Origin of the sequence: Mesorhizobium sp. M0030 (assembly GCF_040323695.1) — a bacterium.
In the GTDB taxonomy this organism is placed as follows: Bacteria; Pseudomonadota; Alphaproteobacteria; order Rhizobiales; family Rhizobiaceae; genus Mesorhizobium.
This window is the reverse complement of sequence record NZ_JAMYVE010000001.1, coordinates 382,307-409,259: the sequence shown is the minus strand read 5'-3', so window position 1 is coordinate 409,259 and position 26,953 is coordinate 382,307. Positions and strand designations below refer to the sequence as shown.

The following is a 26,953-nucleotide window of genomic DNA, read 5'->3' as shown; positions in this document are numbered from 1 at the left end:
TGCTAAACCTCGGCGGGGACCGCACTCATGGCCGCACAAACACGACCGAAACGACCGTTCCGCTGGCATATCGGCGTCTTCCTGGCGCCGGCGCTGCTGGTCTATACGGCGATCATGATCCTGCCGCTGGCCGGCACCTTGCAGCTGTCGCTGTTCCGCAACGTCGAGCAGCATCAGGTGTTCGTTGGCTTCACCAACTTCCGTACGTTGTTCGGCGACCCCAACTGGTCGGTGGGTTTCTGGAACGCGCTGAGGAACAACACCTGGTTCTTCATCATCCACATGGTGGTGCAGAACCCGATCGGCGTGCTTCTGGCCGCACTTCTTTCCAGCCCGAGGCTGAGGTTCGCCGCCTTCTACCGCACCGCGATCTTCGTGCCGACCATCCTGTCCTTCGTCATCGTCGGCTTCGCCTGGAAACTGATCCTGTCGCCGTTATGGGGCGTGGCGCCGCATCTGATGGACCTGGTCGGCTTGAAAAGCCTGTTCACGCCGTGGCTGGGCAAGGAACGATATGCGCTGACCGCGCTCAGCCTGATCTCGGTGTGGCAGTTCGTCGGCATCCCGATGATGCTGATCTATGCAGCCCTTTTGTCGATCCCCGAAGAGGTGATCGAGGCGGCCGAATGTGACGGCATCACCGGCATGTCGCAGTTCTGGAAGATCAAGCTGCCGCTGATCCTGCCGTCGATCGGCATCATCTCGATCCTGACCTTCGTCGGCAATTTCAACGCCTTCGACCTGATCTACACCGCGCAAGGGGCGCTCGCCGGCCCGAACTATTCGACCGACATTCTGGGCACTTTCCTCTACCGCGCCTTCTTCGGCTTTCAGCTGCAGACCGGCGATCCCAATATGGGCGCGGCGATCGCCACGATGATGTTCCTGATCATCCTCGGCGGCGTCTGCGTCTACCTGTTCCTCGTCCAGACGCGCCTGCGTCGCTACCAGTTCTGAGGGGCGAGATGTCGAGCTTGAACACCCCCCTCTGGCCTGCCGGCCATCTCCCCCGCAAGGGGGGAGATTGGCAGCTCTGGCCTTGCCGCTCGTCTTGCAACGTTGGCGATTGGCGAAAGCAGTCGCGGCATCTGATCTCCCCCCTTGCGGGGGAGATGTCCGGCAGGACAGAGGGGGGTGCCTTGGTGCCGACCTCAACAGTCATCGCTCGTCAGGAGACCTTCCAATGAGCACCGCCACCCGTTCGCTGCCCCGCACCATCGGCGCCCACGCGATCCTGTTGACCTACACGGCGATCGCGCTGTTTCCGGTGATCCTGGTCATCATGAACTCGTTCAAATCGCGCGCCGGCATCTTCAGCGAGCCGCTGACGCCGCCGACGCCAAAAACCTTCGACCTGATCGGCTACACCACGGTGATCGGCCAGGGCGACTTCATCCATTATTTCCAGAACAGCCTGGTCGTCACCGTCGCCTCGCTGTTCTTCGTGCTTCTGTTCGGCGCGATGGCGGCGTTCGCGCTCTCGGAATACCGCTTCCGCGGCAACACGCTGATGGGGCTTTACCTCGCGCTCGGCATCATGATCCCGATCCGGCTCGGCACCGTCGCCATCCTGCAATTGATGGTGGCGAGCGGGCTGGTCAACACGCTGACGGCGCTGATCCTGGTCTACACCGCGCAGGGGCTGCCGCTGGCCGTCTTCATCCTGTCGGAATTCATGAAGCAGGTGTCCGACGATCTGAAGAATGCCGGCCGCATCGACGGCCTGTCGGAATACACGATCGTCTTCCGGCTGGTGCTGCCGCTGGTGCGGCCGTCGATGGCGACGGTCGCCGTCTTCACCATGATCCCGATCTGGAACGATCTGTGGTTCCCGCTGATCCTGGCGCCGTCGGAAGAGACCAAGACGGTGACGCTCGGCGCGCAGTTGTTCCTCGGCCAGTTCGTCACCAACTGGAACGCCATCCTGGCCGCACTCTCGCTGGCGATCATGCCGGTGCTGACCCTCTACGTCATCTTCTCGCGGCAGCTGATCCGCGGCATCACATCCGGAGCCGTCAAGTGAGCGGAGCCCTACAAATCTCTGCTGGAGCCTTCACCCCACCCGGCGCTGCGCGCCGACCTCCCCATCAAGGGGAGGTAAAAGGTCGTGGCTTCATTCACGACCGCCAAAGGGCGACTTTCGGAGAAGCTTCTTTGGCAGTGAGGGTGTTCGCGCCAACGTCCTACCTCCCCTCGATGGGGAGGTCGGCGCGAAGCGCCGGGTGGGGTGACACCCTCTCAGAAGGAACAACTGGAACATCTGGAGTAGTTAGGTGACCTCTAAATCGCCCCTTCGCGTCGTCGTCGCAGGCCTCGGTAATATGGGGCGTAGCCATGCGCTGGCCTACCACACTAATCCGGGCTTCGAGATCGCGGCCCTGATCAACCGCTCCGACGTGCCGTTACCGGACGGGCTGTCGGGCTATGGCATCAGGCGCTCCTTCGACGACGCGTTGCGCGATGAAAAGCCGGATGTCGCCTGCATCGCCACCTATTCCGACAGCCATGCCGACTATGCGGTGAAGGCATTCGAGGCGGGCTGCCATGTCTTTGTCGAAAAGCCGCTGGCAACGACGGTCGCCGACGCCAAGCGCGTCGTCGCGGCGGCCAAGGCCAATGGCAGAAAGCTGGTGATTGGCTATATCCTGCGCCATCACCCGTCCTGGGTCCGGCTGATCGCCGAGGCGCGCAAGCTTGGCGGCCCTTACGTTTTCCGCATGAACCTCAACCAGCAATCGTCGGGCCAGACCTGGCAGACGCACAAGCAGCTGATGCAGACGACGTCGCCGATCGTCGATTGCGGCGTGCACTATCTCGACGTGATGTTGCAGATCACCGACGCCAGGCCGGTCGAGGTGCGCGGCATGGGGCTGCGGCTGACCGAAGAGATCGCGCCGACAATGTACAATTACGGCCATCTCCAGGTGCTGTTCGACGACGGCTCGGTCGGCTGGTACGAAGCGGCCTGGGGACCGATGATCTCGGAAACGGCGTTCTTCGTGAAGGACGTGATTTCGCCCAATGGCTGCGTGTCGATCGTCATGAAAGAGGGTGTGAAGTCGGACGACATCGACACCCACACCAAGACCTCGACCATCCGCCTGCACAGTGCGGCGACCGGCGCGGACGGCAAGTTCGCCAGGCCGGACGAGATGCTGTCGATGGACGGCGAACCCGGCCACCAGGATCTCTGCGACCTCGAACAGGCTTTCGTGCTGAAGGCGATCCGGGAAGACATTGACCTGACCCGCCACATGGACGACGCGGTGAAATCGCTCGCCGTCTGCCTTGCCGCCGATGAGAGCGTGCGCAGCGGCGCCCCAGTTAAGCTCTAGTAGGGCAAACTCTAGAACAAGGACGAAGCCGTGGGCTCGCTGGTAATCGAGAATGTGAAGAAGGCCTTCGGGCCGGTCGAGGTGCTGAAAGGCATCAACCTCGAAGTGACCGACGGCGAATTCGTCGTCTTCGTCGGCCCATCTGGCTGCGGCAAGTCAACCTTGCTCAGGGTCATCGCCGGGCTGGAGGATTCGACCTCCGGCAGGGTGGTGATCGACGGCGTCGATGTCTCGGCCACGCCCCCGGCAAAACGCGGCATTGCCATGGTGTTCCAGACGTACGCGCTCTACCCGCATCTGACGGTGAAGAACAATATGGGCCTCGGCCTCAAGCAGGCCGGCACGCCCGCCCCGGAGATCGAACGCCGCATCGGCGTCGCCTCGTCGATGCTGTCGCTGGAACCGTATCTCGAGCGGCGGCCGGCGGAACTGTCGGGCGGCCAGCGCCAGCGCGTCGCCATCGGCCGCGCCGTGGTGCGTGAGCCAAAACTGTTTCTCTTCGACGAGCCCTTGTCGAACCTCGATGCAGCGCTTCGCGTCAACACGCGACTGGAGATCGCGCAGCTGCATCGCCGGCTGAAGGCAACGATGATCTACGTCACCCATGATCAGGTCGAGGCGATGACGCTGGCCGACAAGATCGTCGTGCTCAACGCTGGCCAGATCGAGCAGATCGGCGGCCCGATGGAGCTTTACAATTCGCCGGCAAACGAGTTCGTCGCCGGCTTTATCGGCTCGCCGAAGATGAATTTCATCGACGGCGCCAGATTGGGCGAGACGGTCAAGACGATCGGCGTGCGGCCGGAGCATCTGACCGTGGATCCAAGGTCCGGTGCCTGGAAGGGAACGGTGGTGCACGCCGAACATCTCGGCGCCGACACCAACCTCTATCTCGACTGCGAAAAGGCCGGGCTGATCACGGTGCGCATTTTCGGTGTCTACGACGCCGAGCCCGGTGCGACGCTGTATGCAACGCCCGAGCCGGGTAAGACATACCGGTTTGGGGCGGACGGCAAGACGATCAAGTAATCCTTCGCCGACAGCAACCACGGCGATCACACCGCGCCGAGCAGCACCGCGCCATGGATCGCCGCCTGCCAGCCCAGGGCCGCCCAGCGTATGTCCAGAGGCTCTACAACAAGCGAATGCGGTAGGCTGTCCGCGATGCGCTGCTTGAGCGTCTGGCGGGGATAGGACTTCATGTCGACGATACCGCCGCCGATCAGGATCGTCTGCGGGGAAAACAGGGCGGCTGCCGTTGCGACGGCCACCGCCTGCTGCCAGACGATTTCGTCGAGCCATTCGCGCAGCGATGGCGGCTGCCCGGCCGCCGAAAACAGATCGGCCACCGGGATATCGTAGTCTGTCGCGAGGTCGACGAGCGTTGCCCCTGAGGCATAGGTCTCGACCCGGTTTGGCGGACCGCTTTCGTCAGGCCGGTAGATCGGCATATGGCCGATTTCCAGCGCCCAGCCGCCGCCCCTGAAAATGCCGTGCTTGCCGAGATAGGCCGCACCGATGCCGGTGCCGAGATAGACCGCCAGCACCTCCTTTTGCCGCTTCACTGCGCCGGCGACGCTTTCACCGAGCAATTGCAGCACGACGTCGCGTTCGAGCCGCACGGGAACGCGGAGCCGCGATGCCAGTTCCGTACCCAGCCGGATGCCGTTCAGCTCGGGAATGTTGGCCGTGTGCAGCACCGTGTCGAAGTCGCGGTCGATGAACCCAGGCACCGTCGCAACGACCCGTGCAGGTTTGAGCCCGGCATCGCGGCAGGCTGCGGTGACCGCATCGGCCAACCCCGCCACAGGCGCGCCCTTGCGCAGTTGCGCGGTCGGGTAGGTGCGGGCAAAATCCACCGGGATGCCGTGGTCGGCAAAGCCAACCTTGACCGACGTGCCGCCGATCTCGACCACGGCGATCGTGTCGTCCATCGTTTGATGCGTCATGCGAGCGGTTCCAGGAATTCCGAAAGACAGGCGCGGAATTCCAGCCGGTAGGCGGCGCGATCCTGCGATTTGGCTGTGATGGTGCAAAGCCGGGCCGACGGAATGAGTCCGGCCAGCGTCTGTGCGTCGGCCAGGCGATGGACGAGGTCATGGTCATGGCCGATGACAAGAGTCGGCACCGCGATAGCGCGGATGCCCGCCTCGCTCACGCCGGGACCATCGCCGGCGATCGCCGAAAGCAGCCTGCCGAACAGAACCGGATCCGGGCGAGTGAAGAAGCCTTGCAGGCTGCCGAGATTGTCCGGCGCCAATCTGGCCAGTTCGCCGGCAACAGCGCTGTCATCGAACAGACGCCTGGCGTCTTCAGGCGAATGCCGCATCAAGAGATCGCCGACGACGGCATAGGGCCTCATATTTTCCGGAGCCGCCTGGGCTACCCAGGCGGGCCGGGCGAGCACCAAAGCGCGCACACGGGCCGGCCTGTGCACTGCCAGGCGCAGCGCCAGCGCCGCGCCCATCGAGATGCCGCCGACGACGGCCGAGCCGAGGCCGAGTTCGTCGGCCAGCGCTTCGACGTCTTCAGCAAAAGTCGCAATCGAAAGCCGCTCGACCGGCCCGTAGCTGGATCCGCCCTGGCCCCGGCATTCGAGCGTCACGCGCCGGGTCACCGGCAGATCGGGAAACACGTCGGCGACCTGCGCCTCATCGCCGCCCAGCCCATGCTGGAAGATGACGGGAAGGCCGGCGCCGACGTCCCGGTAGGCAAGGTCGACGCCATCGCGGCTGAAGGTCTTTTTCACGCGCGCTCGCTCTCTTCAAGTACGGTGCGCAGAAAGGCGCCGACACCTGGCGCCTCGGCCTCTGTCAGGCCATGTGTGATCAAGGGGCCGTCGAACCCGGCAGCCTTCAGGCGGCCGATGAAATGCGGGAAATCGACAACGCCCTGTCCGGCCGCGGCAAAACTGCCATCGGCATGGCGGTCCTTGGCATGGGCCATGCCGATCTCGGCGGCCAGCAGATCGATGGCTTCGTCGATGAGGCGATGACGCTCCGCGCTGTCGGCCACTTCGAACAGATTGGCCGGATCGAGCACGATGCGCAGCCGCGTGCCGTTCATTTCGTCCAGCAGGCGGCGTGCGGCCCGGGCGCTGGAGAGGACATTGGCCAGTTCCGGTTCGATGCCAAGCTCGATGTCGAAGCGCTCGGCAATCGCGATCGCCGCTTCCATCTCCGTCCGCAGATCGCTCCATGCCGCCTCGCTTGCATTGTCGGGATGCCAGCGCCACTGATCCTGCGCATCCCTTGTGCCGGTGCACAGCGTAATCAGACGGGTGCCCATATCGGCGCATGACGCGGCCAGTACCTCAAGCCGGGCGAGTCCCTGGATGCGAACCGTGCGATCCGGGTGGATCATGTTGTAGGTTCCCGAAACCGCCGCGATCGAAACGCCGGCCTCGCCGCTCGCCTCAGCGACGGACCGGGCCGCGCCGAGCTCAATGCTGTCCGGCATCGACGGCAGTCCAAGGCACGCCATGTTGAACTGCGCCGCCGTGTAGCCGCCGTCCGCGACCGCGCGCAGCACCGGCAAGGCGCCGGTGGTGGCGAAGGTCTTGGCGAAAATCCCAAGCTGCATCACACGACCCCGTCGACATCGGCCAGACGGACGGCGCGGCCGCCGGCAGCGGCCGAGCGGGCGATGGCCGCCATGCCCCTGACCGAGGCGATGCCGTCCTCGATGCCGGCGCCGATCATCGGCGCGCCATTTAGCACGACATCGGCAAAGCCTTCGAGCTGCCGGCGATAGAAGTGGCCATCCGCGCCAAGCGTCCGGTGCCAACTGCCATCGGCCTCGCGGAAAATGTCGACCTCGCTGCTCTTGTAGTACCAGGGGTTATAGGTCTTCGCGAGAACGCTGCCGTTCTCGCCGTAGATCTGGAACCCTTCGTGCCAGTCCATGCGCACGGCGACCGTCAGGTCGAGATGGCCGATCGTGCCGTCGGCGAAGATGGTGGTGATGAACCAGCAATAGGCGCCATAGCGCTCGGTGAGCCGGGCCTCCACCGCCTCGATCGAGCTGTGCAGATGGCGCGCCGTATCAAGGAGATGGCTGCCATGCGCCAGCATGTAGTATTGGCGCAGATCCGCCTTGGGATTGACGGCAGGCTTGCGCGCCTTGGCGCTGGTGATGATCAGCGGTTGCACTGCATCGGTCATCGGGTAGCGGTGGGTGCTGTCGCAGTACCAGCCTTTGAACGCCAGCCGCTCGCCCATTTCGTCGTCGACGAAAGCCTTTGCCGCCTGGATGCCGGGATCGAAGCGCTTCATATGGCCGACCTGAAGCACCTTGCCGCTCTTGTCGAGCGTGGCCCGCAAGCCTTCGACCTCCTCGACCGAAACGCCCAGCGGCTTTTCGCAAAGCACATGCTTGCCGGCATCGAGCGCCAGTTCCGCGGCCTTGACGTGAAAAATGTCCGATGTCGCGATGATGACGGCATCGAGATCGGGATCGGCCAGCATCAGGCCGTAGTCGGCATAGGATTTTTCAGGCGCGTAGGTCGCGGCCATCCTGTCGCGCAGATCGTCGGCGACATCGCAGATGGCATAGAGATCGGCATTGCGTGCCTTGGTGCAGGATTCGAAATGCGCCGCCTGGGCAATCGGACCGCAGCCGAGCACGCCGACACGCAGCCGCTTTTCGTCTTTGCGAGGCATTGAATCTCTCCTGATTAGCGCGCGGCGAGGCCGCGAAGTTGAAATTGCGGATCGCCCGACAAAGCTGCCTGATGCAGCAGACAGGCAGCGCCCAATGCCGGACCGTCGGCGCCGACGCGCGACAGTTCGACTGTGGGAACCGGATAACCTTCAGCCAGGAAGTCCGAGAGGAAAGCTTCCACCTGTTTGGCGACAAAGGGATAAACCGCATTGACCGAGCCGGAGAGGATGATGCGCTCCGGCTGCAAGGTGCAGGCAAGTGTCGCCAGCCCGCGACCGAACCAGAGCGCCCAGTCGCGCGCCGTGGCAACGGCTGGCGGATCGCCGTCGGCCAATGCCGCCACAAACTCATGCAGGCCGGCGCGCAGTCCGCTTATGTGCAAATAGCGAGCCAGCAACGCATCCTTGCCGACATAGGATTCCAGCCGCCCCGGGCGCTTCGCGTCGAAGACAAAACCTTCGTCGCCAATGCGAAGATGACCGATTTCGCCGGCGCCGCCGAGCCGGCCGCGATGCACCCTGCCGGCATTGATGATGCCGCCGCCAACGCCGTTCTCGATCAGGATGACCAGAGCATCCTCGTCGTCCTTTCCTGGCCGCGACCGGTATGTCTCGGCCACCGCCACGGCATTGGCATCGTTTTCCAGGAGGATTGGAAAGTCCGCGCCAAAGGCAATGCGCAAAAGCTCCGCCAGATTGACCCCGTGCCAGCCAAGGATGGTGGCATGGTATGAAATCCCGTCGGCGGCGGGGAAGCCGGGCACGGCGACATTGAGCCCGTAGGGGCGCGTGCCCGCAGGCAATTGTGAGCGGATCTCGGCGACGAGTTCCCCGATGATGGCAACCGCGGCTTCAGGCGTGCTGCCCGGGCCGGCAAATGCCCTAGAGGCGCTCGCACGCCGCGCGCCGGCAAGGTCGACAGCCACGGCTGCGATCCAGTTGACGCCGATATAAGCGCCAAGGAAGAAGCCGCCATTGCCTTCGATCTCGACCAGGATACCGGGACGGCCGACCCGACCCTCGCTATCCTGCTCGTCATCCGTTCCATCCGACCGCTCGCGCGCCAGACCGGCTTCGGTCAGCCCCAGCACCAGGGCGCCGGTGGTCGACCGGGTCAGGCCGAGATCGCGTGCGAGCGCCGCTCGGCTCGACGCGCCGGCACGAAACAGCGCCGCAAGTGCCCTCGTTTCGTTCGGCCGAAGATCGGTCGACACCAGCACGTCGTTCTCCACAATTTGTTTGATTTGCATACTAATGGAATTTCTAGGCGGTTTGAAAGACCCAACGTTGGGTGCATTGCAACAAAATATTCAGCATCCCCAAGCCCATTGACCCAAGTTTCAAACGATGATTTGTATCAGAAACTTACAAATTGGCATGGGAGGATGCGATGCCGGTTCTAGCGCGTCTCGAACATATCGTGAAGGATTTCGGTGCCGTCCGCGCGCTGGACAATGTCTCGCTCGACATCAATGAGGGCGAGGTTCTCGGCCTGATGGGCGACAATGGTGCCGGCAAATCGACGCTGGTCAAAACCATCGCCGGAAATTTCCGGCCGACGTCCGGCACCTCCCAAGCCTGTCCTCCGGCGCATCGGCCGGGGGACATCTCTTCGAAGGCAGGCTTGCAGTTGGGCCGGCCCGCTTCGCAATCAGAGACTGCCTGTGTCCCTCCAGCAGGCGATCAGATGACCGTCGCCGGCCTGCCTGACGGGTGGTTGCGCCTTTCGGCAATCGGGCAGCGCGACAGGACAGCGGGCGGCAAAGGGGCATCCGGAGGTCTCGGCATCGTGTGCCGCGACGTCGAGCTGAGCCGGAGCCTTCGGCGCCGACTCATCCGAGGACGCGGCCAGAAGCAGCTTCGTGTAGGGGTGGTTGGGGCCACGGAAAATCTGCTCGGATGACCCCGCCTCGACCAGCCGGCCGCGATAGAGCACGCCGATCCTGTCGGCCATATAGCGCACCACCCTGAGGTCGTGGCTGATGAACAGATAGGTGGTGTCCTTGTCGCGCTGCAGGTCGTTGAGCAAATTGAGCACGGTCGCCTGCACGGAAACGTCGAGCGCAGAGGTCGGCTCGTCCAACACCACGAGCTTCGGCACGCCGGCAAAGGCGCGCGCAATCGCCGCCCGTTGGCGCTGGCCACCAGACAGCGATCTCGGCTTCTGGTCGACGGTCGTAGCGGCAAGACGAACCGAGGCCAGGAGATCGCCGACACGCTGCTTCACCTCGCTGCGGCTAAAGCCGGCGAGCCGCCGCAGCGGACGGCCGAGGATCCTGCCGATCCGCTGGCGCGGATTGAGCGTGCGGTCGGGTGACTGGAACACCATCTGCACGTCGCGGCGTTCGCTCAGGCTTCTTTTCTCGACGCGCGGCGCGACAGTGCTGCCGAACAGCTCGACCGACCCAGCGTCCGGCGTCTGGAGGCCAGTCACGATCCTTGCCAATGTCGACTTGCCGGAGCCGGATTCGCCGATCAGCCCGAACGTCTCGCCCTGGGCTATCTCCAGGTCGATATCGTGCAGGACGGCCTGGGAGCCGAAGGCGTGGCTGATGCCTTTGCAGGCGACGGCGATCGGACGTGCGGCTTCCGGTTGATCGCTGCGGACAGGCTTCGACGGGCCGGTTGTGTGCATCTCGGCCAGCCTGCCGTCGCGCTTGGTGAAGTTGAGCGCCGGGATCGAGGCGATCAGCGCCTTGGTGTAGGCGTGAACAGGGTTCTCGAAGACATCGTTGGCGATGCCGCTTTCGACCACCGTCCCCGACTGCATCACGGCCACCCGATCGCAGGCCCGGCGGACCATGTTGATGTCATGGCTGATCAGCAGAACGCTGGTTTGGTGATCGCGGCGCAAGTCCTGCAGGATGGCGATGATCTCGGACTGGACGCTGGCGTCAAGCGCCGTCGTCGGCTCGTCCAGCACCAGCAGCGACGGGTCGAGCGCAATGGCAATCGCGATGTTGGCGCGCTGCTGCATGCCGCCCGACAATTCGTGCGGATAGAGATCGAGCACCCGCTCCGGATTGCTCACCCTGACGCGGCCGAGCAGCTCGGCGGCGCGGGTGCGTGCTTCGTCCTGCCGAACCGGGCGATGCCGCATGATCGTCTCGGTGATCTGCCGGCCAATCGTCATGGCCGGATTGAGCGCCGCACCCGGATGCTGGTAGACGGCCGCGATGCGATCGCCCCTTAGCCGGCGAAGCTGCTCGCCGGAGAGATTGCGGATCTCGCGGCCCTGGAACTCGAGCGCCGACGCGGCGATCCGGGCGTTACTCGGCAGATAGCGCAGAATAGCGAGTGCCACCGAGCTTTTGCCCGAGCCGGACTCGCCGACAAGGCCGAGCGCTTCGCCTTCGCCGATGGTGAGCGACACGCCGTTGACGGCCGGATGCGATCCCCGGCGTTCATCATAGGCGACGGTGAGCTGCTCGACGTTCAGAACCGATGACGACATGTCTTGCTGAAACCACTTTCTTTCGGCGCGGTCTTCGAGGGCAATCGCTTCCGCTTTCGCGCCGCACAATCTCTATAAAATTACTCGAATTAAGCTGGAGCGCAATCTACCTTTCACCGCTCAGGAGAGATTGTCGCAGCCGGTCGAGGCATCGCGACGGTCGCCTGAAGCAGTTCTGCAAGGAGACCGGCATGGCACGCGACCACATGATCCTCAGCGCGTTTTTCTTCAATCCGCAGGGCGATCATCGCATGTCGTGGCGCCATCCGCGCGCGCCGGGCCGCGAAGTGCTCGACTTCGACTTCTACCGCGATCTCGTCCAGTCTGCCGAGCGCGCCAGGATCGATACGATCTTCGTCGCCGACCATGTCGCGATCTGGGATTCCGTACAGAGCGGCGTAGCCCATTACGCCAATGCCCGCCTGGAACCGCTGACGCTGTTGTCGGCGCTTGCCGGCGTGACCAGGCATATCGGCCTCATCACCACCGCCTCGAGCTCCTACAGCGAGCCCTACAATGTCGCCCGCATGTTTGCCTCGCTCGACCATATCAGCAAGGGCAGGGCGTCTTGGAATGTGGTGACGTCGGCCATGGACGAGGAGGCCCGCAATTTCGGCCGCGACGGCAATATCGAGCACGCCTTTCGCTATGAGCGCGCCACCGAATTCCTCGATATCGTCAAGGCACTGTGGGACAGCTGGGAAGACGAAGCCCTGCTTATCGACAAGGCATCGGGCTATTTCGCCGATCCCGACAAGGTCCATGCGATCAACCACAAGGGCCCGCACTTCAAGGTGCGCGGACCGCTCAATGTCTCGCGCCCGCCGCAGGGCCATCCGCTGATCGTCCAGGCCGGCTCGTCCGAAGACGGCAAGAATTTCGCTACCGCGCATGCCGATGCGCACTTTGCCATCTACAGCACCAAGGAAGACGGCATCAAATATAGGCAGGACATCAACGAGCGCCTCGCCCGTTACGGCCGCAAGCCCGAGAGCTTCAAGATCCTGCCGGGCATCCTGCCGATCGTCGCAGCTTCCGAAGCGGAGGGACGCGAGCGGCAGGAGTATCTGCAGAGCTTGCTTCCCGATCGGGTCGGCATCGACCTTCTCTCGAGCTGGAGCGGCGTCGATCTCTCCGTATATCCGCCGGACGGCCCGCTGCCGCCGCTGCCGGACGAGAGCACCTTCAATGGCGGCCGCACCTCGCTCAATCGCGTCAAGGAATGGTCGAAGCAGAACCTCACTCTGCGCGAGATCGCTCGCAAGCTCGCCAACAGCGGTTCGGTGCCGACCGTCGTCGGCACACCGAACCAGATCGCCGATCAGCTGCAGGACTGGTTCGAGGCAGGTGCCGCCGACGGCTTCAACCTGATGTTCCCGCTGCTCCCGGAGGATTGGGTGAATTTTGCCGAGCAGGTCGTGCCGGAACTGCAGCGCCGCGGCGTATTCCCCACCGAATATGCGCCGGGGACGCTGCGTGATCGTTTCGGCCTGGCTCGGCCGGCCAACCGCTTCGCCGAACAGCGCGACAATGTGCGCGCCGTATCCTGACTTGGGGCAACTGATATGACCGCAGCGCCAAAACTTCAGCCCCGCGAAGCCACGGCTCCGCAGCTCATCAATGTTCTGCACAGCCCCAAGCGCATTCGGGTCAAATTCGCCGGCCGCACCATCGCCGACAGCCGCAACGTCCTGGTGCTGCGCTCCAACCATTTTCTGCCGATCTATTTCTTCCCGGCCTCCTCGGTGGACCGCTCGCTCTTGAAGCCGTCCGAGCATCGCCAGCCGCATCCAGTCGGCGGCGAAACCACCTATTGGAACCTGGAGACGGGAGAAAAAGCTTCGCCCAACGCGGCCTGGTCGCTTGCCGCGCCGCCGGATGAAAATCTGTCGCCGCTGGCCGGGCGTATCGCCTTCACCTGGAAGGCGGTCGACCAATGGTTCGAGGAGGAAGAAGAGGTCTTCGTCCACGCCCGCGATCCATACGCACGCATCGATGTGCTGCAGAGTTCAAGTCACGTCCAGATCTGGTTCGACGGCGAACTGATCGCCGACAGCCATCGCCCGGTGCTTCTGTTCGAAACGCATCTGCCGACGCGTTTCTACCTGCACCCGGACGATGTCAGGCTCGACCGGCTGACCGCTTCGGACAGCACGACGCGCTGTCCCTACAAGGGCATCGCCTGCTACTGGTCGGGCCGGCGCGCCGACGGCTCGGTAAGCCCCGATGTCGCCTGGAGCTACCGCGATCCCATTGCCGAAATGCCCAAGATCAGGGGCCTCATCGCCTTTTACCCGCAAGCCGTCGACCGCATCCATCTCGACGGCGAACCAGTCGCTTAAGCCATTCAACAGTCATTTCAGACAGGGGTTTCAAAATGACCAAACGCAACGACATCGATACGCTTCGCAATATGTCCGGCGACATCTGGAACGTCGCCGTCGATGAGCACCAGGCCGGCTTCCTCAAGCGCCGCGATCTCCTGAAATACGCAGCCTTGATCGGCCTCACCGGCTTTGCCGCCTCGCAGGGACTTGCTGGTTTCGGGACGGCGCGCGCTGCCGGCGCCGGCGGCACGGTCCGCGTTGGGCTCGGACAGCCGACCAAGGCGATCGATCCCGTCTCTATCACCGATCCGGCCAGCATCGGCGTCATCAGCCAGGTCGGCGAATATCTCATCCTCGACGATCCCAAGGACGGTCTGCAGCCCAAGCTCGCTCTGTCGTGGGAGGCCGACGAGACCGCCAGCCGCTGGACCTTCAAATTGCGGCCGGGCGTGAAATTCCACGACGGCCGCACCGTCACCGCCAAGGATGTGGTGGCGAGCTTCGAGCGGCTGGTCGATCCGGCCAGCGGTTCGTCCGCTTTGTCGGCCTATAAGGGCATCCTGTCCAAGGGCGGCGCCAAGGTCGTCGACGACCAGACAGTCGCCTTCGACCTCGACGGGCCCAACAGCAACTTCCCCTTCTATGTCTCCTCCGACGTCTACAATGCCGTCATCCTGCCGGCCGACTATGCCGGCGATTTCGAGAAGAATTTCAACGGCACCGGCCCGTTCAAGCTCGAATCCTTCCGCCCCAAGCAGGGCGCCAGCTTCGTGCGCAACCCTGACTATTGGGGCGACAAGGCGCTGCCCGACCGCGTCGAAATCAAGTTCTTCGACGACGAGCAGGCGCAGGTGCTGGCGCTGCAGGCCGGCCAGCTCGACGTCATCCCGAGCACGACCCGGCTCGAATTGGCGATCGAGGGCAATCCCAACTTCAAGCTGCTCAGCGTGCAGGCAAGCTCGCATGACGAGGTGCATCTGCGGACCGACCAGGCGCCGTTCACCGACAAGCGCATCCGCCGCGCACTGGCGCTCACCATCGATCGCGAGGCGGTGGTCAAGGGCTTGCTCAAGGGCCGCGCCATTGTCGGCAACGACACGCCGTTTGCGCCGATCTTCCCCTCGGCCGATCCGTCGGTGCCGCAGCGCAAGCAGGACATCGCCGAGGCCAAGCGCCTGCTTGGCGAGGCCGGCGTGCCGAACGGCTTCCCGGTGACGCTGACCACCGAACGCGCCTATGACATTCCCGACTATGCGGTGCTGATCCAGAACTTCGCCAAGAAGGCCGGCATCGACATCAAGCTCAACGTGCTGCCGCAGGACGCCTATTATGGCTCGGCGAAGTTCGGCTCGTCGCCATGGCTCGATTCCAATCTCGGCATCACCGATTTCGGACATCGCGGCACGCCCGACATCTTCCTCAACGCGACGCTGAAGAGTTCGGGCGCCTGGAACGCCGCGCATTTCAACAACCCGGCCTATGACGGGCTGCTGCTCGAATACGGCAAGGCCCGCGACCTTCAGGCGCAACGCCTTGCCGCGGGCAAGATCCAGACCTTGCTGCTGGATGAGACGCCGCTGATCATCAGCTACTTCTCGCAATACAGCCGGATCGTCTCATCGAAGGTCGAGGGCGTCCGCTTCACGGCAATCTCGCATCTGCTGCTCGACCGCGTGACGTTCGCCCAGGCATGATTGCGAGACGTCCAGCCACTCCGGGCACCAAAATCCGATGCTGACCGGCCGCACTGTGTCGGTGCGGGCAGCCTCGCTTCTGCTCACGCTGTGGTTGGTCAGCATGCTGGTGTTCTTCGCCGGGCAGGTTCTGCCCGGCGATGTCGGCCGCCTCATGCTCGGACCGTTCGCCGATGCCGAGGCCGTCGCGGCGCTGAACAGGCAGCTCGGCGCCGACCAGCCGGTGCTCGTGCAATACTGGCACTGGTTCAGCAGCGTGCTGTCAGGCGACTTCGGCACCTCCCTGTCGCTGCGTTTGCCGGTGGCGCCCTTCGTTCTGGAAAGCTTCAAGCGCTCGGCGGCCCTTGCCGGAATTATCCTCGTCTTTCTGCTGCCGCTGGGCATCGGCGCCGGCATCGTCGCCGGTCTCAACCAGGGCCGCTTTATCGACCGCCTGATCGTACTCGCCGGCGTGTCCTTCGGCATTGTCCCGGACTTCGTCTCCGGCCTGCTGTTGCTCATCGTCTTCGGCCTGTGGCTGAACTGGTTCCCGATCACCGGCGCTGCTCCCGATGGCGCCGGGCTGTGGGTCAGTGGCTATTACCTGATCCTGCCGGCGCTGCCGCTGGTGCTGAACCTTGCCGGCTACATCACCCGCATGACGCGGGCCGGCGTGATCGAGGCGCTGGCCGCCGACTATACGCGCACCGCCGTCCTGAAAGGCCTCGAGCGTCGCGAAATCCTCATCCGGCACGTGCTGCGCAATGCGCTGACGCCGACCGTCGCCGTGCTCGCGACGCAGACCGGTTACATGCTTGGCGGGCTGGTGGTCATCGAAGCGCTGTTCGGCATACAGGGCCTCGGCAACCTTGTCCTCAACGCCGCCAAGTCGCGTGACTTCCCGATGCTCGAAGCCGGCGTGCTGGTCATGGCGACCATCTTCGTGCTGTCGGCCGCGGCAGGCGATCTCGTGAATGCCTTGCTCGATCCGCGGCAGCGCCGCCGTGTCTCGCCATGATGGAACTGATGGAATTGCCGGAGCGCCGTACGCTGGGCTGGCGGGCAGCAAGTCGCATCCGCGAGACTGTTTCGCAGCTGCCGCCCTCGGTCATCATCGGCTCGCTGATCCTGCTGTTCTGGGTCGGCTGTGCCGTGTTCGGCAGCCTGTTTGTGCCCTACGATCCCTATGCCGAGGATTTCCTCGTCATGCTGGCGCCGCCCGACGCGGCGCACTGGTTCGGCACCGACCAGCTTGGCCGCGACGTGCTGTCGCGCATCGTCGTCGGCTCGCGTGACATCCTGCTGGTCGCGCCGGCAGCAACCCTGCTCGGCGTAGCCGCCGGCAGCGTGCTTGGCCTCGTGCTCGGCTATTTCGACGGGCTGATCGACGCCATCGGCGCCAGGCTGCTCGACACGCTGATCGCTTTTCCCTTCATCGTGCTCGTCACCATGACGCTGGTCGCGCTCGGGCCGTCCAACCTCACCGTCATCCTGGTGATCGGCATCGCCTATGCGCCGCTGGTGGCGCGAACGGTGCGCGCCGCCGTGCGCGAACAGCGCGAACGCGACTATGTCAGCGCCGCTCGTCTCGGCGGCGAGAGCGCTCTTTCCATCATGTTCCTCGAGATCCTGCCTAATGTCAGGGAAACCATCCTCATCGAGCTGGTCACAAGGCTTGGCTACGCCTTCTTTTCGATCGCCACGCTGAGCTTCCTCGGCCTCGGCATCCAGCCTCCCTCAGCCGATTGGGGACTGGCGGTCGCCGACGGCTACGGCTTCCTGACCGGCGGCAAATGGTGGGTGGTGATCTTCAACTCCGCAGCCATCGTTTCGCTTGTCATGGCAACCAATCTGATCGCGCAAGGCATGGGGGCCTTCGAAAACAGCGACCGGTGAAGAGCGGAACGCTCAGCAAAGCTGACGCGCAATCGCGGACCGTGCGCTAAAATCGTTCCTCGTGATTCGGCTCTGACAGGGCCTCAAAGCAAGGAACGGCATGAGCAAGGCCCTCATTACATTCGCATTGGTCGCGGTGCTCACCGCATTGCTCATGGCGCTCAGCCTGGCGGTGGCCAGGCACGGCTATCCCTATGGCGCGATCGGCGTGAGGCGGCTGGACGGCATTGCCGATGCCGGCTCGTTCCTGCCGCTCGCCGCCGTCTATTTCTTCGGCGCCATGCTGATGATGATCCTGCCGATCCGCGCCGCCGGCATCGTCTTGACCCATGCTGCGGATGCGCTGTTCTGGGCGGTGATCGCCTTGTTCGCGACCATTGTCGGCTGTCTCGTCGCCCGCTGGGCCTTCGGACAGAGCAGCGTGCTGTGGGCACTGCTGAACTGGCGTTTCCTGTTTGCCGCGGCCATCGTTGGCAGCCATTTCACCATGAACGAGCTGCGCCGCAACATCCTGCTCAGGAGCCTGTTTTTCGTCATCTTCGCCGCGGCGACGCTGGCTTGCCTGTTCTGGACTTTTCCGACCTGACAGGGCCCCTTCATATTGTCCATCTTGAGGTCGCGGCTTTCATAGCCGCGCGCCATCGGCTATCCAGTCCGCAGCCAGATTTCAGCCCTCACAGTGTCGTCATTTGTCTGATAAATAATTCAGGCATACGGCACCCCCAGCGAACCAATACAAGGAAACCGCGACATGAGCCTCTTTCGTAAAAATCTGATCGATGGCGAGTGGGTGGGCGAGGCCGGCTCACGCAACATCAATCCCTCGAACACGGGGGATGTCGTTGGCGAATATGCCTCGGCCGGCGCCGAACAGGCAAAGCAGGCCATAGCGGCGGCCAAAGCCGCCTTCCCGGCCTGGTCGCGTTCGGCGCCGCTGGTGCGCCACGCCGTGCTGAAAAAGGCGTCGGACGAGATCATGGCGCGCAAGGACGAGATCGGGCGCGCCCTGTCGCGCGAAGAGGGCAAGACGCTGGCCGAGGGCATTGGCGAGACCATCCGCGCCGCCCAGATCTTCGACTTCTTCGCCGGCGAGACGCTGCGCCTGTCGGGTGAATTGGTGCCCAGCGTGCGCCCGGGCGTCGGCGTCGAGATCACCCGCGAAGCCGTTGGTGTGGTCGGCATCATTACGCCATGGAATTTCCCGATCGCCATTCCCACCTGGAAGATCGCGCCGGCGCTCGCCCACGGCAACACCATCGTCTTCAAGCCGGCCGAACTCGTTCCCGAAAGCGCCTGGACCATCGTCGACATCCTGCACCGCGCCGGCCTGCCGAAAGGCGTGCTCAACCTGGTCATGGGCAAGGGCTCGGTGGTCGGCCAGGCCATGCTCGACAGCCCCGACCTCAACGCCATCACCTTCACCGGCTCGGTCGGCACCGGCAAACGCGTCGCCGCGGCAAGCGTCGAGCACATGCGCAAGTTCCAGCTCGAAATGGGCGGCAAGAACCCGATGGTTGTGCTCGACGACGCCGACCTCGCCACGGCTGTCGAGTGCGCCATCAACGGCGCCTATTTCTCGACCGGCCAGCGCTGCACGGCATCGTCGCGCCTGGTGGTGACCGAAGGCATTCACGACCGCTTCGTTGCCGCGCTCAAGGAGCGCCTGGAAAAGCTCGTCATCGGCGATGCGCTCGATGCCAAGACCCAGATCGGGCCCGTCGTCGATGCGAGCCAGCTGAAGCAGGACGAGGATTACATCGCCATCGGCAGCCAGGAAGGCGCCAACCTTGCCTTCGGCGGCGAGCGGCTCGATCGCGAAACGCCCGGCTTCTACCTCCGGCCGGCGCTGTTTACCGAGAGCACCAACGCCATGCGCATTTCGCGGGAAGAAATCTTCGGGCCGGTAGCCAACGTCATTCGCGTCAAGGACTATGACGAGGCGCTTGCGGTTGCCAATGACACCCCCTTCGGCCTGACCTCCGGCATCTGCACCTCTAGCCTCAAGCATGCCACGCATTTCCGGCGCAATTCCGAGGCCGGCATGGTGATGGTCAATCTGCCGACCGCCGGCGTCGATTTCCACGTCCCGTTCGGTGGCCGCAAGGGATCGAGCTACGGCCCGCGCGAGCAGGGCCGCTATGCCGCGGAGTTCTACACTACGGTGAAGACAGCCTACACCTTTGCCGGCTAATCGACGGGTGAACCGATGACAGCGGCGAAAGAGGAACTGACCTGGCTCAACCCGCCGCCGCACCATGCTTTCGGTAATGGCATCGTGCATGTGCGCACCGGCGGGGAAACCGACTTCTGGCGCGAAACCTTTTACGGCTTCTGGCGTGACAATGGCCATTTCCTCTATCGCCCGGTTGAGGGTGACTTCAGCGCCGAAGTCACCGTCAAGGGCGACTACAAGGTGCTCTACGACCAGGCCGGGCTGATGCTGCGGCTGAGTGAAACGCACTGGATCAAGGCCGGCATCGAATACACCGACGGGCTGGCTTACTTTTCGGTGGTGGTCACCAACGACACCTCGGACTGGTCGCTGCTCAGCATTCCCACCGGCCCCGACGGCGTGCGCATCCGGCTGACCCGCCATGCCGAGGCGATCCGCATCCAATATCTTGATACCACCGATGGCAAGTGGAAGCCGGTGCGGCTGGCTTATTTCCCGATCTCCAAATCCGTCGATGTCGGCATGATGTGCTGCTCGCCGCAGCGCGAAGGGTTTGAGGTAACATTCTCCGGCTTTACTGTCGGCCCGCCGATTTCCAGGCAATTGCACGACTGACGGCCATATCGATGGCGGACTAACCGTCTGCCCGATGCTGGAAGAACTGCAAAAACAGCTCCCGTTCGGTGGTTATGTCGAGCTTCTCGTAGATGCGGCGGCGGTGGTTCTTCACCGTGCCGACGGCGATGCCGAGCCGTTCCGCGATGTTGGCGGTCGGATGTCCCGCCAGGATCAACTGCACCAATTCCCGCTCGCGCAGCGACAGCTCCGGCCACAGGCTCGCCGGGATGGTCGGCTCCTGCCGGGGCGAGGCGCCGGGGCCGGTCGGCGCCGATGTGCGGGAGAACTCGGTGCCGCGCGCCTTGATGTCGAGCGCATGCAAGGCCTCGAACACCGGCAGCCGCTCGTCCAGCAGGGCGATCTCGCTCTCCTTGAAGGTGGAGGTCGAGCGGTCGAGGAAGATGCCGAGGCACCAGTCGCCGCCATCGGCCAGCATGATGCCGACCTCATCGCAGATTTCCGACTGCGCCAGGAAGCCGGCTATGTACTGGCCGCGCTTGGCCTCGTCATCGGCAAGCCGCTTCAGCGGCAGGATGCCCAGCCTCTGCTCACGCCGCCACGAGGCATAGAACGGGTCGAAGACGTAGTAATTGTCGAGATAGCGCCGGACCATCTCGTCGGAGAAGCGCCGGTGCTTGATGAATTCCGGCGTCTTCGTCGCCGAATATCGGGTCACGGTGACGAGATCGTGCTCGATGTCCGCGCCGATCAGGTCGATCAGGCAGTCGACATGCCTGTCCGTACCGGTGGCGGCAATCGCCCTGGCGAGCGGCCCCCAGATATTGCCCATGCGCATGCCCTTTTCTCAGCGATCCCGGTCCGGCGGTCATTGTGTCTTTTGGCACATGGCGCAAGGCCGCCCAAGGAATCTAGCTTGAGCATCCTAGAGCAATCCCGAGGCGACCGTGACACAACCCAACCTCACCAGTCCCATCGTCGGCAATCCAATCGTCATCGGCATCGACGCCGGCGGCACCATGACCGACACGATCCTTGTCGACCAGGACGGGCACTTCAAGATCGGCAAGTCGGCAACCACGCCCAAGAACGAGGCCGAAGGCTTCCTCGCATCGGCCGAAGACGCGGCCGACGCCTGGGGCATCTCGCTGGAGCAGCTGTTCTCCGGCGTCAACGTCGTGCTCTATTCCGGCACCGGCATGCTCAACACACTGTTGTCGCGCACCGGGCGCCGGCTGGGCCTGATCACCACCAAGGGTCTGGAAGACATGATCCTGATGGGTCGCGGCCTGCAGGCCTGGGCCGACTATTCCTATGCCGACCGGCTGCATGCGGTGACCCACCACCATCCCGATCCGCTGGTGCCGCGCCGCCGCACCCACGGCGTCACCGAGCGCATCGACCAGTTCGGCGACATCGTGCTGCCGCTCTACGAGCATGAGGTCTCGGCTGCGGCCAAAAAGCTGATCGCCGACAAGGTCGAAGCGATCTGCATCATGACCATCTTCTCGCACGTCAATCCGGTGCACGAAAAGCGCATCGCCGAGATCTGCCGCGAGGAGGTGCTGAAAGCCGGCGCCGACATCCTCGTCTACACCAGCCACGAGGTCCGCCCGGTCATCCGCGAACAGTCGCGGCTGAACTCGGTGCTGATCGAGGCCTACGCGACGTCGCGCGGCCGCAAGCAGCTTAGGGGTATCGAGGACGTTTCGAAAAAATACGGCTTCAAATACGGCGTGCAGACGCTGCTGTCCTTTGGCGGCCTGACCTCAATCAACCATCCGCGCCTGCACGAAACCATGATTTCGGGCCCGATCGGCGGTATTCTCGGCGCGGCCTATGTCGGCAAGCTCATCGGCAACGACTCCCTGATCTGCTCGGACATGGGCGGCACCTCCTTCGACATGGGCGTCATTTCGCGCGGCCAGACGCGGATCGAGAACGAGCCGCTGATGGACCGTTTCAAGCTCAACGTGCCGACGCTGCATCTCGACACGATCGGCGCCGGCGCCGGCATGATCCTCAAGGTCGACCCGCTGACCAAGAAAGTCTCGCTCGGGCCGGAAAGCGCCGGTTCCGACCCCGGCCCCATCTGCTTCGCCAAGGGCGGCACTGAACCCACCATCGCCGATTGCGACGCCATACTAGGCCGCCTCAACCCGTATTATTTCCTCGGCGGCAAGGTCGTCTTGCAGGTCGAGAAGGCGCGCAAAGCGTTTGAGGAAAAATGCTCCAGCATCCTTGGCGTCGGTGTCGAGGAGGCTGCCGAAGGCATGATCGACATGCTGGAAGCCGATGCCAACAACGCGCTACGCCGGGTCATCTCCGGCCAGGGCATCCATCCCTCGGAATTCACGCTGCTGTCCTATGGCGGCTCGGGTCCGCTGCATCTGGCCGGCTGCTCCAGGGGCATCGGCTTCAAGGACATCATCACCTTCCAGTTTGCCGCCGCCTTCTCGGCCTTCGGCTGCACCACCGCCGATTTCATGCGTCGGCATTCGGTCTCGACGCAGCACGACATCGGCGCCCGCGCAAGCGATGACGAGCTGCTCGCTTTCGGCAAGAAGGTCACCGACGTCTGGAATGATCTCACCAAGGCGGCGGTCGACGAGATGATCAGCGACGGCCATATCAGAGACAAGATCAAGACCGTGCCGTTCCTGATGATGCGCTACACCGGCCAGCTCGAGGATGTCGAGGTCATGGCACCGCTTGCCGAGGTCAATTCGGCTGACGACATGCGCAGGGTCATCGACGAGTTCGAGGCGGTCTACGCCAAGGTCAACCATCGCGTTTCGCGCTATGGCGAAGCCGGCTTCACCATCACCGAGCTCGGATTGATCGCCACCGCCGACAAGGTCAAGCCGGTGCTCTTGAAGCGCCCGCTCGGCAAGTCGGCCCCGGCAGCAGCGCACAAGGGCGTGCGCGAGGCCTATATCGGGGGACGCTGGCACAAGGCCAATCTCTACGAGATGGACCTACTGCAGCCCGGCCATGAGGTGATTGGTCCGGCCATCATCGAACATCCCGCCACCACGCTCGTTGTTCATCCGCAGGACCGTGTCCACGTCGATGAGTGGACGCTGCTGCATTACACCCATTCTTGAAAGGGCACCGCCATGTTGGACAGACCTGCCTCGGCCCTGCGCCTTCGCGAACGGCTGCTCGATTCAGAACGGCTGATGGAAGAGACCGGCTGCTATGACGGCATCACCGAGCTCACGCTACGCAACCAGGACCCGCTGAAATTCGAGACGCTGCACACCAAGCTGCGCGCCTATTGCGTCTCGGCCCGCGAAATGGCCCGCCGCATCTCGGCCTCGCCCGGCGTGCGCGAAGTCGGCGAAATGGTGGTGGCGATCTATACGCCCGAGGGCGATGCGATCGCGCTGTCCAACGGCATCATGGTCCACGTCCACACGATGAGCCGCTTCATCAAATGGATGATCAAGAACAATTACGAGGAAAACCCGAAGATCCGCGAAGGCGACATCTTTGCCAACAACGATGCCTTCATCGGCACCGTGCAGGTGCCCGACGTCATGGACGTGGTGCCGATCTTCCATGAAGGCACGCTGGTCGGCTGGGCCGGTGCGGTCTGCCACGAGCTCGAAGCCGGCGGCATCACGCCCGGCGGCGACGTCTGCCTGGCGCAGGAGCGCTTCACCGAAGGCCTGTTCGTCTGCGCCGAGAAGATCGGCGAGAATGACGAGATCCGCCGCGACTACGTCATCCGCTGCGAGCGCAATCTACGCATGCCGATCTACTGGGTGCTCGACGAGAAGGCCAAGGTCGCCTCCTGCATCGACATGCGCGAAAGCGTCAAGCAGCTGATCTCCGAGATCGGCCTCGACTACTGGATGAAGGTGTCGAAGGAGTTCATCGAGGAGGGCCGTCGCGCCCAGCTCGCCCGCACCCGCCAGCTCACCGTGCCCGGCATTTATCGTGGCCACACCTTCTACGGCCATGTCACGACGGGCAAGCCCGGCTTCCAGCTGCTTGGCGATCCCGACTGGCTCTACAACATCCCGATCGAGATGGAGATCACCACCGACGGCAAGATCACCATGGACTTCGAGGGCACGCAGCCCTGGGGCTACCATTCGATGAACTGCACGCCGGCCGGCATGGATGGAGGCATGTTCGTCACCTTGACCCAGCACATGAATTTCGAGGGCCTGGTCAATGACGGCGCCTGGATGGCGACCGAGCTGAAGCTGCCGCCCGGCACCTGGACCAACCCCGACAATGAGATGGTGGCGACCGCCACATCCTGGGCGCTGCTGCTGCCGGCCTATGGCGTGTTCCAGCGCCTTTTGTCGCGCGGCTTCGTCGCGCGCGGCTACGTCGAGGAAGCCTTCGTCGGCCAGGTCAACAGCCCGATGATCGAGATGGGCGGCGAAAGCCAGTACGGCACGCCGTTCGGCATGGCGCATTTCGAATGCGCCGCCGCCGGCTCCGGCGCGCTGGCCATCGCCGATGGCCTCGACACCGCCTATGTCGGCTGGAATCCGGAATCCGACATGGGCAACATTGAGGTCTGGGAACAGTCGATGCCGATGGTCTATATCGGCCGCTCGATCATGCCCAATTCGGGCGGCGCCGGCAAATATCGCGGCGGCTGTTCCTTCGTCTCGACCTGGCTGATCAACAAGACCTCGCACCTGCGACTGCACACCTCGGAACACTCCTCGCGGGTATTCGACAATGGCGGCATGTGTGGCGGCTATCCCGCGCCGACCTGCCAGAAGCATCGCGCGGTACGCAATTCCAACATCCATGAACTGGCGGCAAAAGGCGAACCGCTCGCGCATGCCCCAGGTATCGATCCGCATGTCTCCGACTACGAGAAGAACATCGGCGGCGACCATGCCGTGGTCGAAGGCCCCTACATCACCTCGCCGCACAAGTCGGGGGACATCTTCAGCCATTCCTACAATGGTGGCGGCGGTTACGGCGACGTGCTGGAGCGCGATCCGGTCAAGACCGCCTGGGATGTCGAGAACGGTTTTCTCACCCGCCAGGCGGCGGTCCAGATTTTCGGCATCGTGCTGAAGGACGACGCCGAGGGTTATCCGGTTGCCTATATCGACGCCACCGTCGAACGTCGTGCCGCCATGCGCAAGGAGCGTCTGGCCAAGGCGATCCCGGTTTCGGACTGGATCGCTGCCGAACGCGGCCGTGTCGAGAAGGCCGACTTCGCGCCCGAGGTGAAGAAAATGTATGCCAGCGCGATCAAGCTATCGTCGCGCTTCACTAGGGATTTCAGCGATTTCTGGACCGTCGACGCCAGATCGATCTTCATGCCGGGAGCAAAGCCATGACCTCATACAGCAAGGAAGTCCTCGGCGATCTCTCAGCCGGCAAGCTGCCCTGGCCGCAGACAAAGCGCATCATGAGCGCCTACAAGGACGACGACCGCTTCTTCAAGATGCTCGCCGTCTATCAGGACCGTGTCACCTGGAAGGACCCGATCCTGCTGCCGGTCTCGGATCATTTGTTCATCTGCCAGAGCGGCGACGAGCGCATCACCCGTTGCGAATGCGGCCACTCTTTCGGTGACTATCGCAAGAACTGGAAGCTCAAGGCCGCGATCAACGTGCGCAACACCGAGGAGGCGCTGCGCGAGATCTATCCCAATAGCGATATCCCCGATCCGCAATGGATGGAAATCCGCGAATTCATCTGCCCGCAATGCGGCACCATGCACGAGGTCGAGGCGGCGGCTCCGGGCTACCCCATCGTGCACGACTTCGAACCCGATCTCGAAGGCTTCTATCGCGAGTGGCTGGGCAAACCGCTTTAGCGACGTGGTGACCAGCGCTGCAGGCAAGGTAGCGCTCGTCACCGGGCTGGGTCTAAGACTATGGCATCAAACGTCGGCATCGGAGATTCACTGCCCATGACAGACCTTTCCGGCCGCAGCGCGATCGTCACCGGCGGGTTTTCCGGCATGGGCTTCGCCATTGCGACGGCGTTGGCGCAGGCCGGCGCAAATGTAGCGGTCGGCTCCTACATCGCCCCCGCCGGCGCCGACAGAACCGACGCCGCCTACTATCCCGGCGCCGATGAAATCGAGCGCGTGCGGTTGGCCCTGTCGGCACACGGCACCAGGGTTTATGCCGCCCACCTCGATGTCCGCGATAGCGAGGTGACCAACCGGTTTGCGGCTGACGCGCAGGCCGCCATCGGCCCGGGAGACATACTGGTCAATGCCGCGGGCACCACCGCCGAACAGCCGGTCTGCGGCCATTCCGACGCACTGTGGGACAAGATCGTCGACACCAATCTGAGCGGAGCGTTCCGCGTCACCCGAGCTGTGCTGCCCGGCATGATCGCGCGCGGCTGGGGCCGTATCGTCAACATCGGCTCGACAGCGGCTTCCGTCGGCTGGAAGGACAACCCGGCCTACTGCGCCTCGAAGGCCGGGCTGCTCGGCCTTACCCGCTGCGTGGCGCTGGAAGGCGCCCCGCACGGTGTCACCTGCGTCATGATCAGCCCCACCTGGGTCGAGACCGAACTGATGCGCCGCAACGTGGCGCAGGTCGTCGAGCGTGAGGGCAAGGGCAGAACCGCCGAGGAAGCGATGGCCGAGATCGCCAAGGGCAATCCCCAGCAGCGCATGCTGCAGCCGCAGGAAATCGCGGCTCTAGCCGTGTTCCTGTGCTCGGATCTGGCCAAGGGCATCACCATGGAAAACATCCAGATCACCGGCGGAGCGCTGTGGTAGCGGCCACAGCTTGTATTTTCGAACGAGCGAGCCGCATTAACGCCATTTGTCGGTTGCATGGTCGTTTTGGCCCTGCCTGCGGCAACTTTACCCCTCGCGGCAAATTTACCATTGAGTGACAGGCATAG

General features: G+C 63.7%; 23 protein-coding genes and 1 pseudogene. 17 read left to right on the top strand and 7 right to left on the bottom strand.

Going from position 1 to position 26,953, the window contains the following annotated elements; genetic code table 11:
* The first annotated feature begins 27 nt into the window (after window positions 1–27).
* The 4 genes from NKJ80_RS01900 to NKJ80_RS01885 all read left to right on the top strand — a co-directional run bounded on the left by NKJ80_RS01900 (window position 28) and on the right by NKJ80_RS01885 (window position 4,364).
* Complete coding sequence (locus NKJ80_RS01900; protein WP_023707791.1) at window positions 28–957, top strand: carbohydrate ABC transporter permease; 930 nt, start codon at window positions 28–30, stop codon at window positions 955–957.
* A gap of 226 nt (window positions 958–1,183) precedes the next feature.
* A complete protein-coding gene (locus tag NKJ80_RS01895) occupies window positions 1,184–2,023 on the top strand; it encodes a carbohydrate ABC transporter permease (RefSeq protein ID WP_352496944.1) in 840 nt (279 codons plus the stop codon).
* 250 nt (window positions 2,024–2,273) lie between these two features.
* A complete protein-coding gene (locus NKJ80_RS01890) occupies window positions 2,274–3,335 on the top strand; it encodes a Gfo/Idh/MocA family protein (RefSeq protein WP_352496943.1) in 1,062 nt (353 codons plus the stop codon).
* A gap of 30 nt (window positions 3,336–3,365) precedes the next feature.
* Window positions 3,366–4,364 carry an ABC transporter ATP-binding protein gene (locus tag NKJ80_RS01885; protein ID WP_352496942.1) on the top strand — a complete coding sequence of 333 codons (999 nt, stop codon included), beginning with the start codon at window positions 3,366–3,368 and terminating at the stop codon, window positions 4,362–4,364.
* Window positions 4,365–4,390: 26 nt separating this feature from the next.
* On the opposite strand, the gene NKJ80_RS01880 is transcribed toward NKJ80_RS01885, so the two are convergent.
* Genes NKJ80_RS01880 through NKJ80_RS01860 form a run of 5 tightly spaced genes read right to left on the bottom strand, consistent with a single transcriptional unit; the run spans window position 4,391 to window position 9,246 of the window.
* The gene (locus NKJ80_RS01880) at window positions 4,391–5,284 is read right to left on the bottom strand and encodes an ROK family protein (RefSeq protein WP_352496941.1); all 894 of its coding nucleotides are present in this window, start codon (window positions 5,282–5,284) and stop codon (window positions 4,391–4,393) included.
* Complete coding sequence (locus tag NKJ80_RS01875) at window positions 5,281–6,084, bottom strand: alpha/beta fold hydrolase (protein ID WP_352496940.1); 804 nt, start codon at window positions 6,082–6,084, stop codon at window positions 5,281–5,283. The genes NKJ80_RS01880 and NKJ80_RS01875 overlap by 4 nt, the downstream gene beginning before the upstream one ends.
* Window positions 6,081–6,917, bottom strand: coding sequence for a sugar phosphate isomerase/epimerase family protein (locus tag NKJ80_RS01870; protein WP_352496939.1), 837 nt, complete (start codon window positions 6,915–6,917; stop codon window positions 6,081–6,083). The genes NKJ80_RS01875 and NKJ80_RS01870 overlap by 4 nt, the downstream gene beginning before the upstream one ends.
* The gene (locus tag NKJ80_RS01865; RefSeq protein ID WP_352496938.1) at window positions 6,917–7,996 is read right to left on the bottom strand and encodes a Gfo/Idh/MocA family protein; all 1,080 of its coding nucleotides are present in this window, start codon (window positions 7,994–7,996) and stop codon (window positions 6,917–6,919) included. The genes NKJ80_RS01870 and NKJ80_RS01865 overlap by 1 nt, the downstream gene beginning before the upstream one ends.
* A gap of 14 nt (window positions 7,997–8,010) precedes the next feature.
* The gene (locus tag NKJ80_RS01860) at window positions 8,011–9,246 is read right to left on the bottom strand and encodes an ROK family transcriptional regulator (RefSeq protein ID WP_352496937.1); all 1,236 of its coding nucleotides are present in this window, start codon (window positions 9,244–9,246) and stop codon (window positions 8,011–8,013) included.
* A gap of 140 nt (window positions 9,247–9,386) precedes the next feature.
* Here NKJ80_RS01860 and NKJ80_RS01855 point away from each other — a divergent pair.
* Window positions 9,387–9,566: pseudogene (locus NKJ80_RS01855) on the top strand (ATP-binding cassette domain-containing protein); the annotation flags it as partial.
* 81 nt (window positions 9,567–9,647) lie between these two features.
* Here NKJ80_RS01855 and NKJ80_RS01850 read toward each other — a convergent pair.
* Entirely contained in the window at window positions 9,648–11,450 is a 1,803-nt protein-coding gene (locus tag NKJ80_RS01850; RefSeq protein WP_352496936.1) for a dipeptide ABC transporter ATP-binding protein, read from the bottom strand.
* 191 nt (window positions 11,451–11,641) lie between these two features.
* Between NKJ80_RS01850 and NKJ80_RS01845 the strand changes: the two genes are divergently transcribed.
* From NKJ80_RS01845 to NKJ80_RS01810, 8 genes are all read left to right on the top strand, one after another.
* Window positions 11,642–13,000, top strand: a complete 1,359-nt coding sequence (locus NKJ80_RS01845) for an LLM class flavin-dependent oxidoreductase (protein ID WP_023668832.1) — start codon at window positions 11,642–11,644, stop codon at window positions 12,998–13,000.
* Window positions 13,001–13,015: 15 nt separating this feature from the next.
* A complete protein-coding gene (locus tag NKJ80_RS01840; protein WP_352496935.1) occupies window positions 13,016–13,792 on the top strand; it encodes a DUF427 domain-containing protein in 777 nt (258 codons plus the stop codon).
* 35 nt (window positions 13,793–13,827) lie between these two features.
* Window positions 13,828–15,471 (top strand): ABC transporter substrate-binding protein, encoded by a 1,644-nt coding sequence (locus NKJ80_RS01835; RefSeq protein WP_023684250.1) that lies wholly within the window; start codon window positions 13,828–13,830, stop codon window positions 15,469–15,471.
* 37 nt (window positions 15,472–15,508) lie between these two features.
* The gene (locus NKJ80_RS01830; protein ID WP_352496934.1) at window positions 15,509–16,468 is read left to right on the top strand and encodes an ABC transporter permease; all 960 of its coding nucleotides are present in this window, start codon (window positions 15,509–15,511) and stop codon (window positions 16,466–16,468) included.
* Entirely contained in the window at window positions 16,465–17,346 is an 882-nt protein-coding gene (locus NKJ80_RS01825; RefSeq protein ID WP_352496933.1) for an ABC transporter permease, read from the top strand. Before NKJ80_RS01830 ends, NKJ80_RS01825 begins: the two co-directional genes overlap by 4 nt.
* A 100-nt stretch (window positions 17,347–17,446) precedes the next feature.
* The gene (locus NKJ80_RS01820) at window positions 17,447–17,932 is read left to right on the top strand and encodes a hypothetical protein (protein WP_023694218.1); all 486 of its coding nucleotides are present in this window, start codon (window positions 17,447–17,449) and stop codon (window positions 17,930–17,932) included.
* A gap of 165 nt (window positions 17,933–18,097) precedes the next feature.
* Window positions 18,098–19,537 carry an aldehyde dehydrogenase family protein gene (locus tag NKJ80_RS01815; protein ID WP_023746609.1) on the top strand — a complete coding sequence of 480 codons (1,440 nt, stop codon included), beginning with the start codon at window positions 18,098–18,100 and terminating at the stop codon, window positions 19,535–19,537.
* Between the two features lie 15 nt (window positions 19,538–19,552).
* Entirely contained in the window at window positions 19,553–20,134 is a 582-nt protein-coding gene (locus tag NKJ80_RS01810) for a DUF1349 domain-containing protein (protein ID WP_023732560.1), read from the top strand.
* Window positions 20,135–20,153: 19 nt separating this feature from the next.
* Here NKJ80_RS01810 and NKJ80_RS01805 read toward each other — a convergent pair whose 3' ends face one another.
* Complete coding sequence (locus tag NKJ80_RS01805) at window positions 20,154–20,933, bottom strand: helix-turn-helix transcriptional regulator (RefSeq protein ID WP_352496932.1); 780 nt, start codon at window positions 20,931–20,933, stop codon at window positions 20,154–20,156.
* A 109-nt stretch (window positions 20,934–21,042) separates the two neighbouring features.
* Here NKJ80_RS01805 and NKJ80_RS01800 point away from each other — a divergent pair, with 109 nt between their 5' ends.
* The 4 genes from NKJ80_RS01800 to NKJ80_RS01785 all read left to right on the top strand — a co-directional run bounded on the left by NKJ80_RS01800 (window position 21,043) and on the right by NKJ80_RS01785 (window position 26,825).
* Window positions 21,043–23,202, top strand: a complete 2,160-nt coding sequence (locus NKJ80_RS01800) for a hydantoinase/oxoprolinase family protein (protein ID WP_352496931.1) — start codon at window positions 21,043–21,045, stop codon at window positions 23,200–23,202.
* 12 nt (window positions 23,203–23,214) lie between these two features.
* Window positions 23,215–25,419 (top strand): hydantoinase B/oxoprolinase family protein, encoded by a 2,205-nt coding sequence (locus NKJ80_RS01795; protein ID WP_352496930.1) that lies wholly within the window; start codon window positions 23,215–23,217, stop codon window positions 25,417–25,419.
* Window positions 25,416–25,901, top strand: coding sequence for an acetone carboxylase subunit gamma (locus tag NKJ80_RS01790; protein WP_023725869.1), 486 nt, complete (start codon window positions 25,416–25,418; stop codon window positions 25,899–25,901). Before NKJ80_RS01795 ends, NKJ80_RS01790 begins: the two co-directional genes overlap by 4 nt.
* A 96-nt stretch (window positions 25,902–25,997) precedes the next feature.
* Window positions 25,998–26,825, top strand: coding sequence for an SDR family NAD(P)-dependent oxidoreductase (locus NKJ80_RS01785; RefSeq protein WP_352496929.1), 828 nt, complete (start codon window positions 25,998–26,000; stop codon window positions 26,823–26,825).
* Window positions 26,826–26,953: the final 128 nt, after the last annotated feature.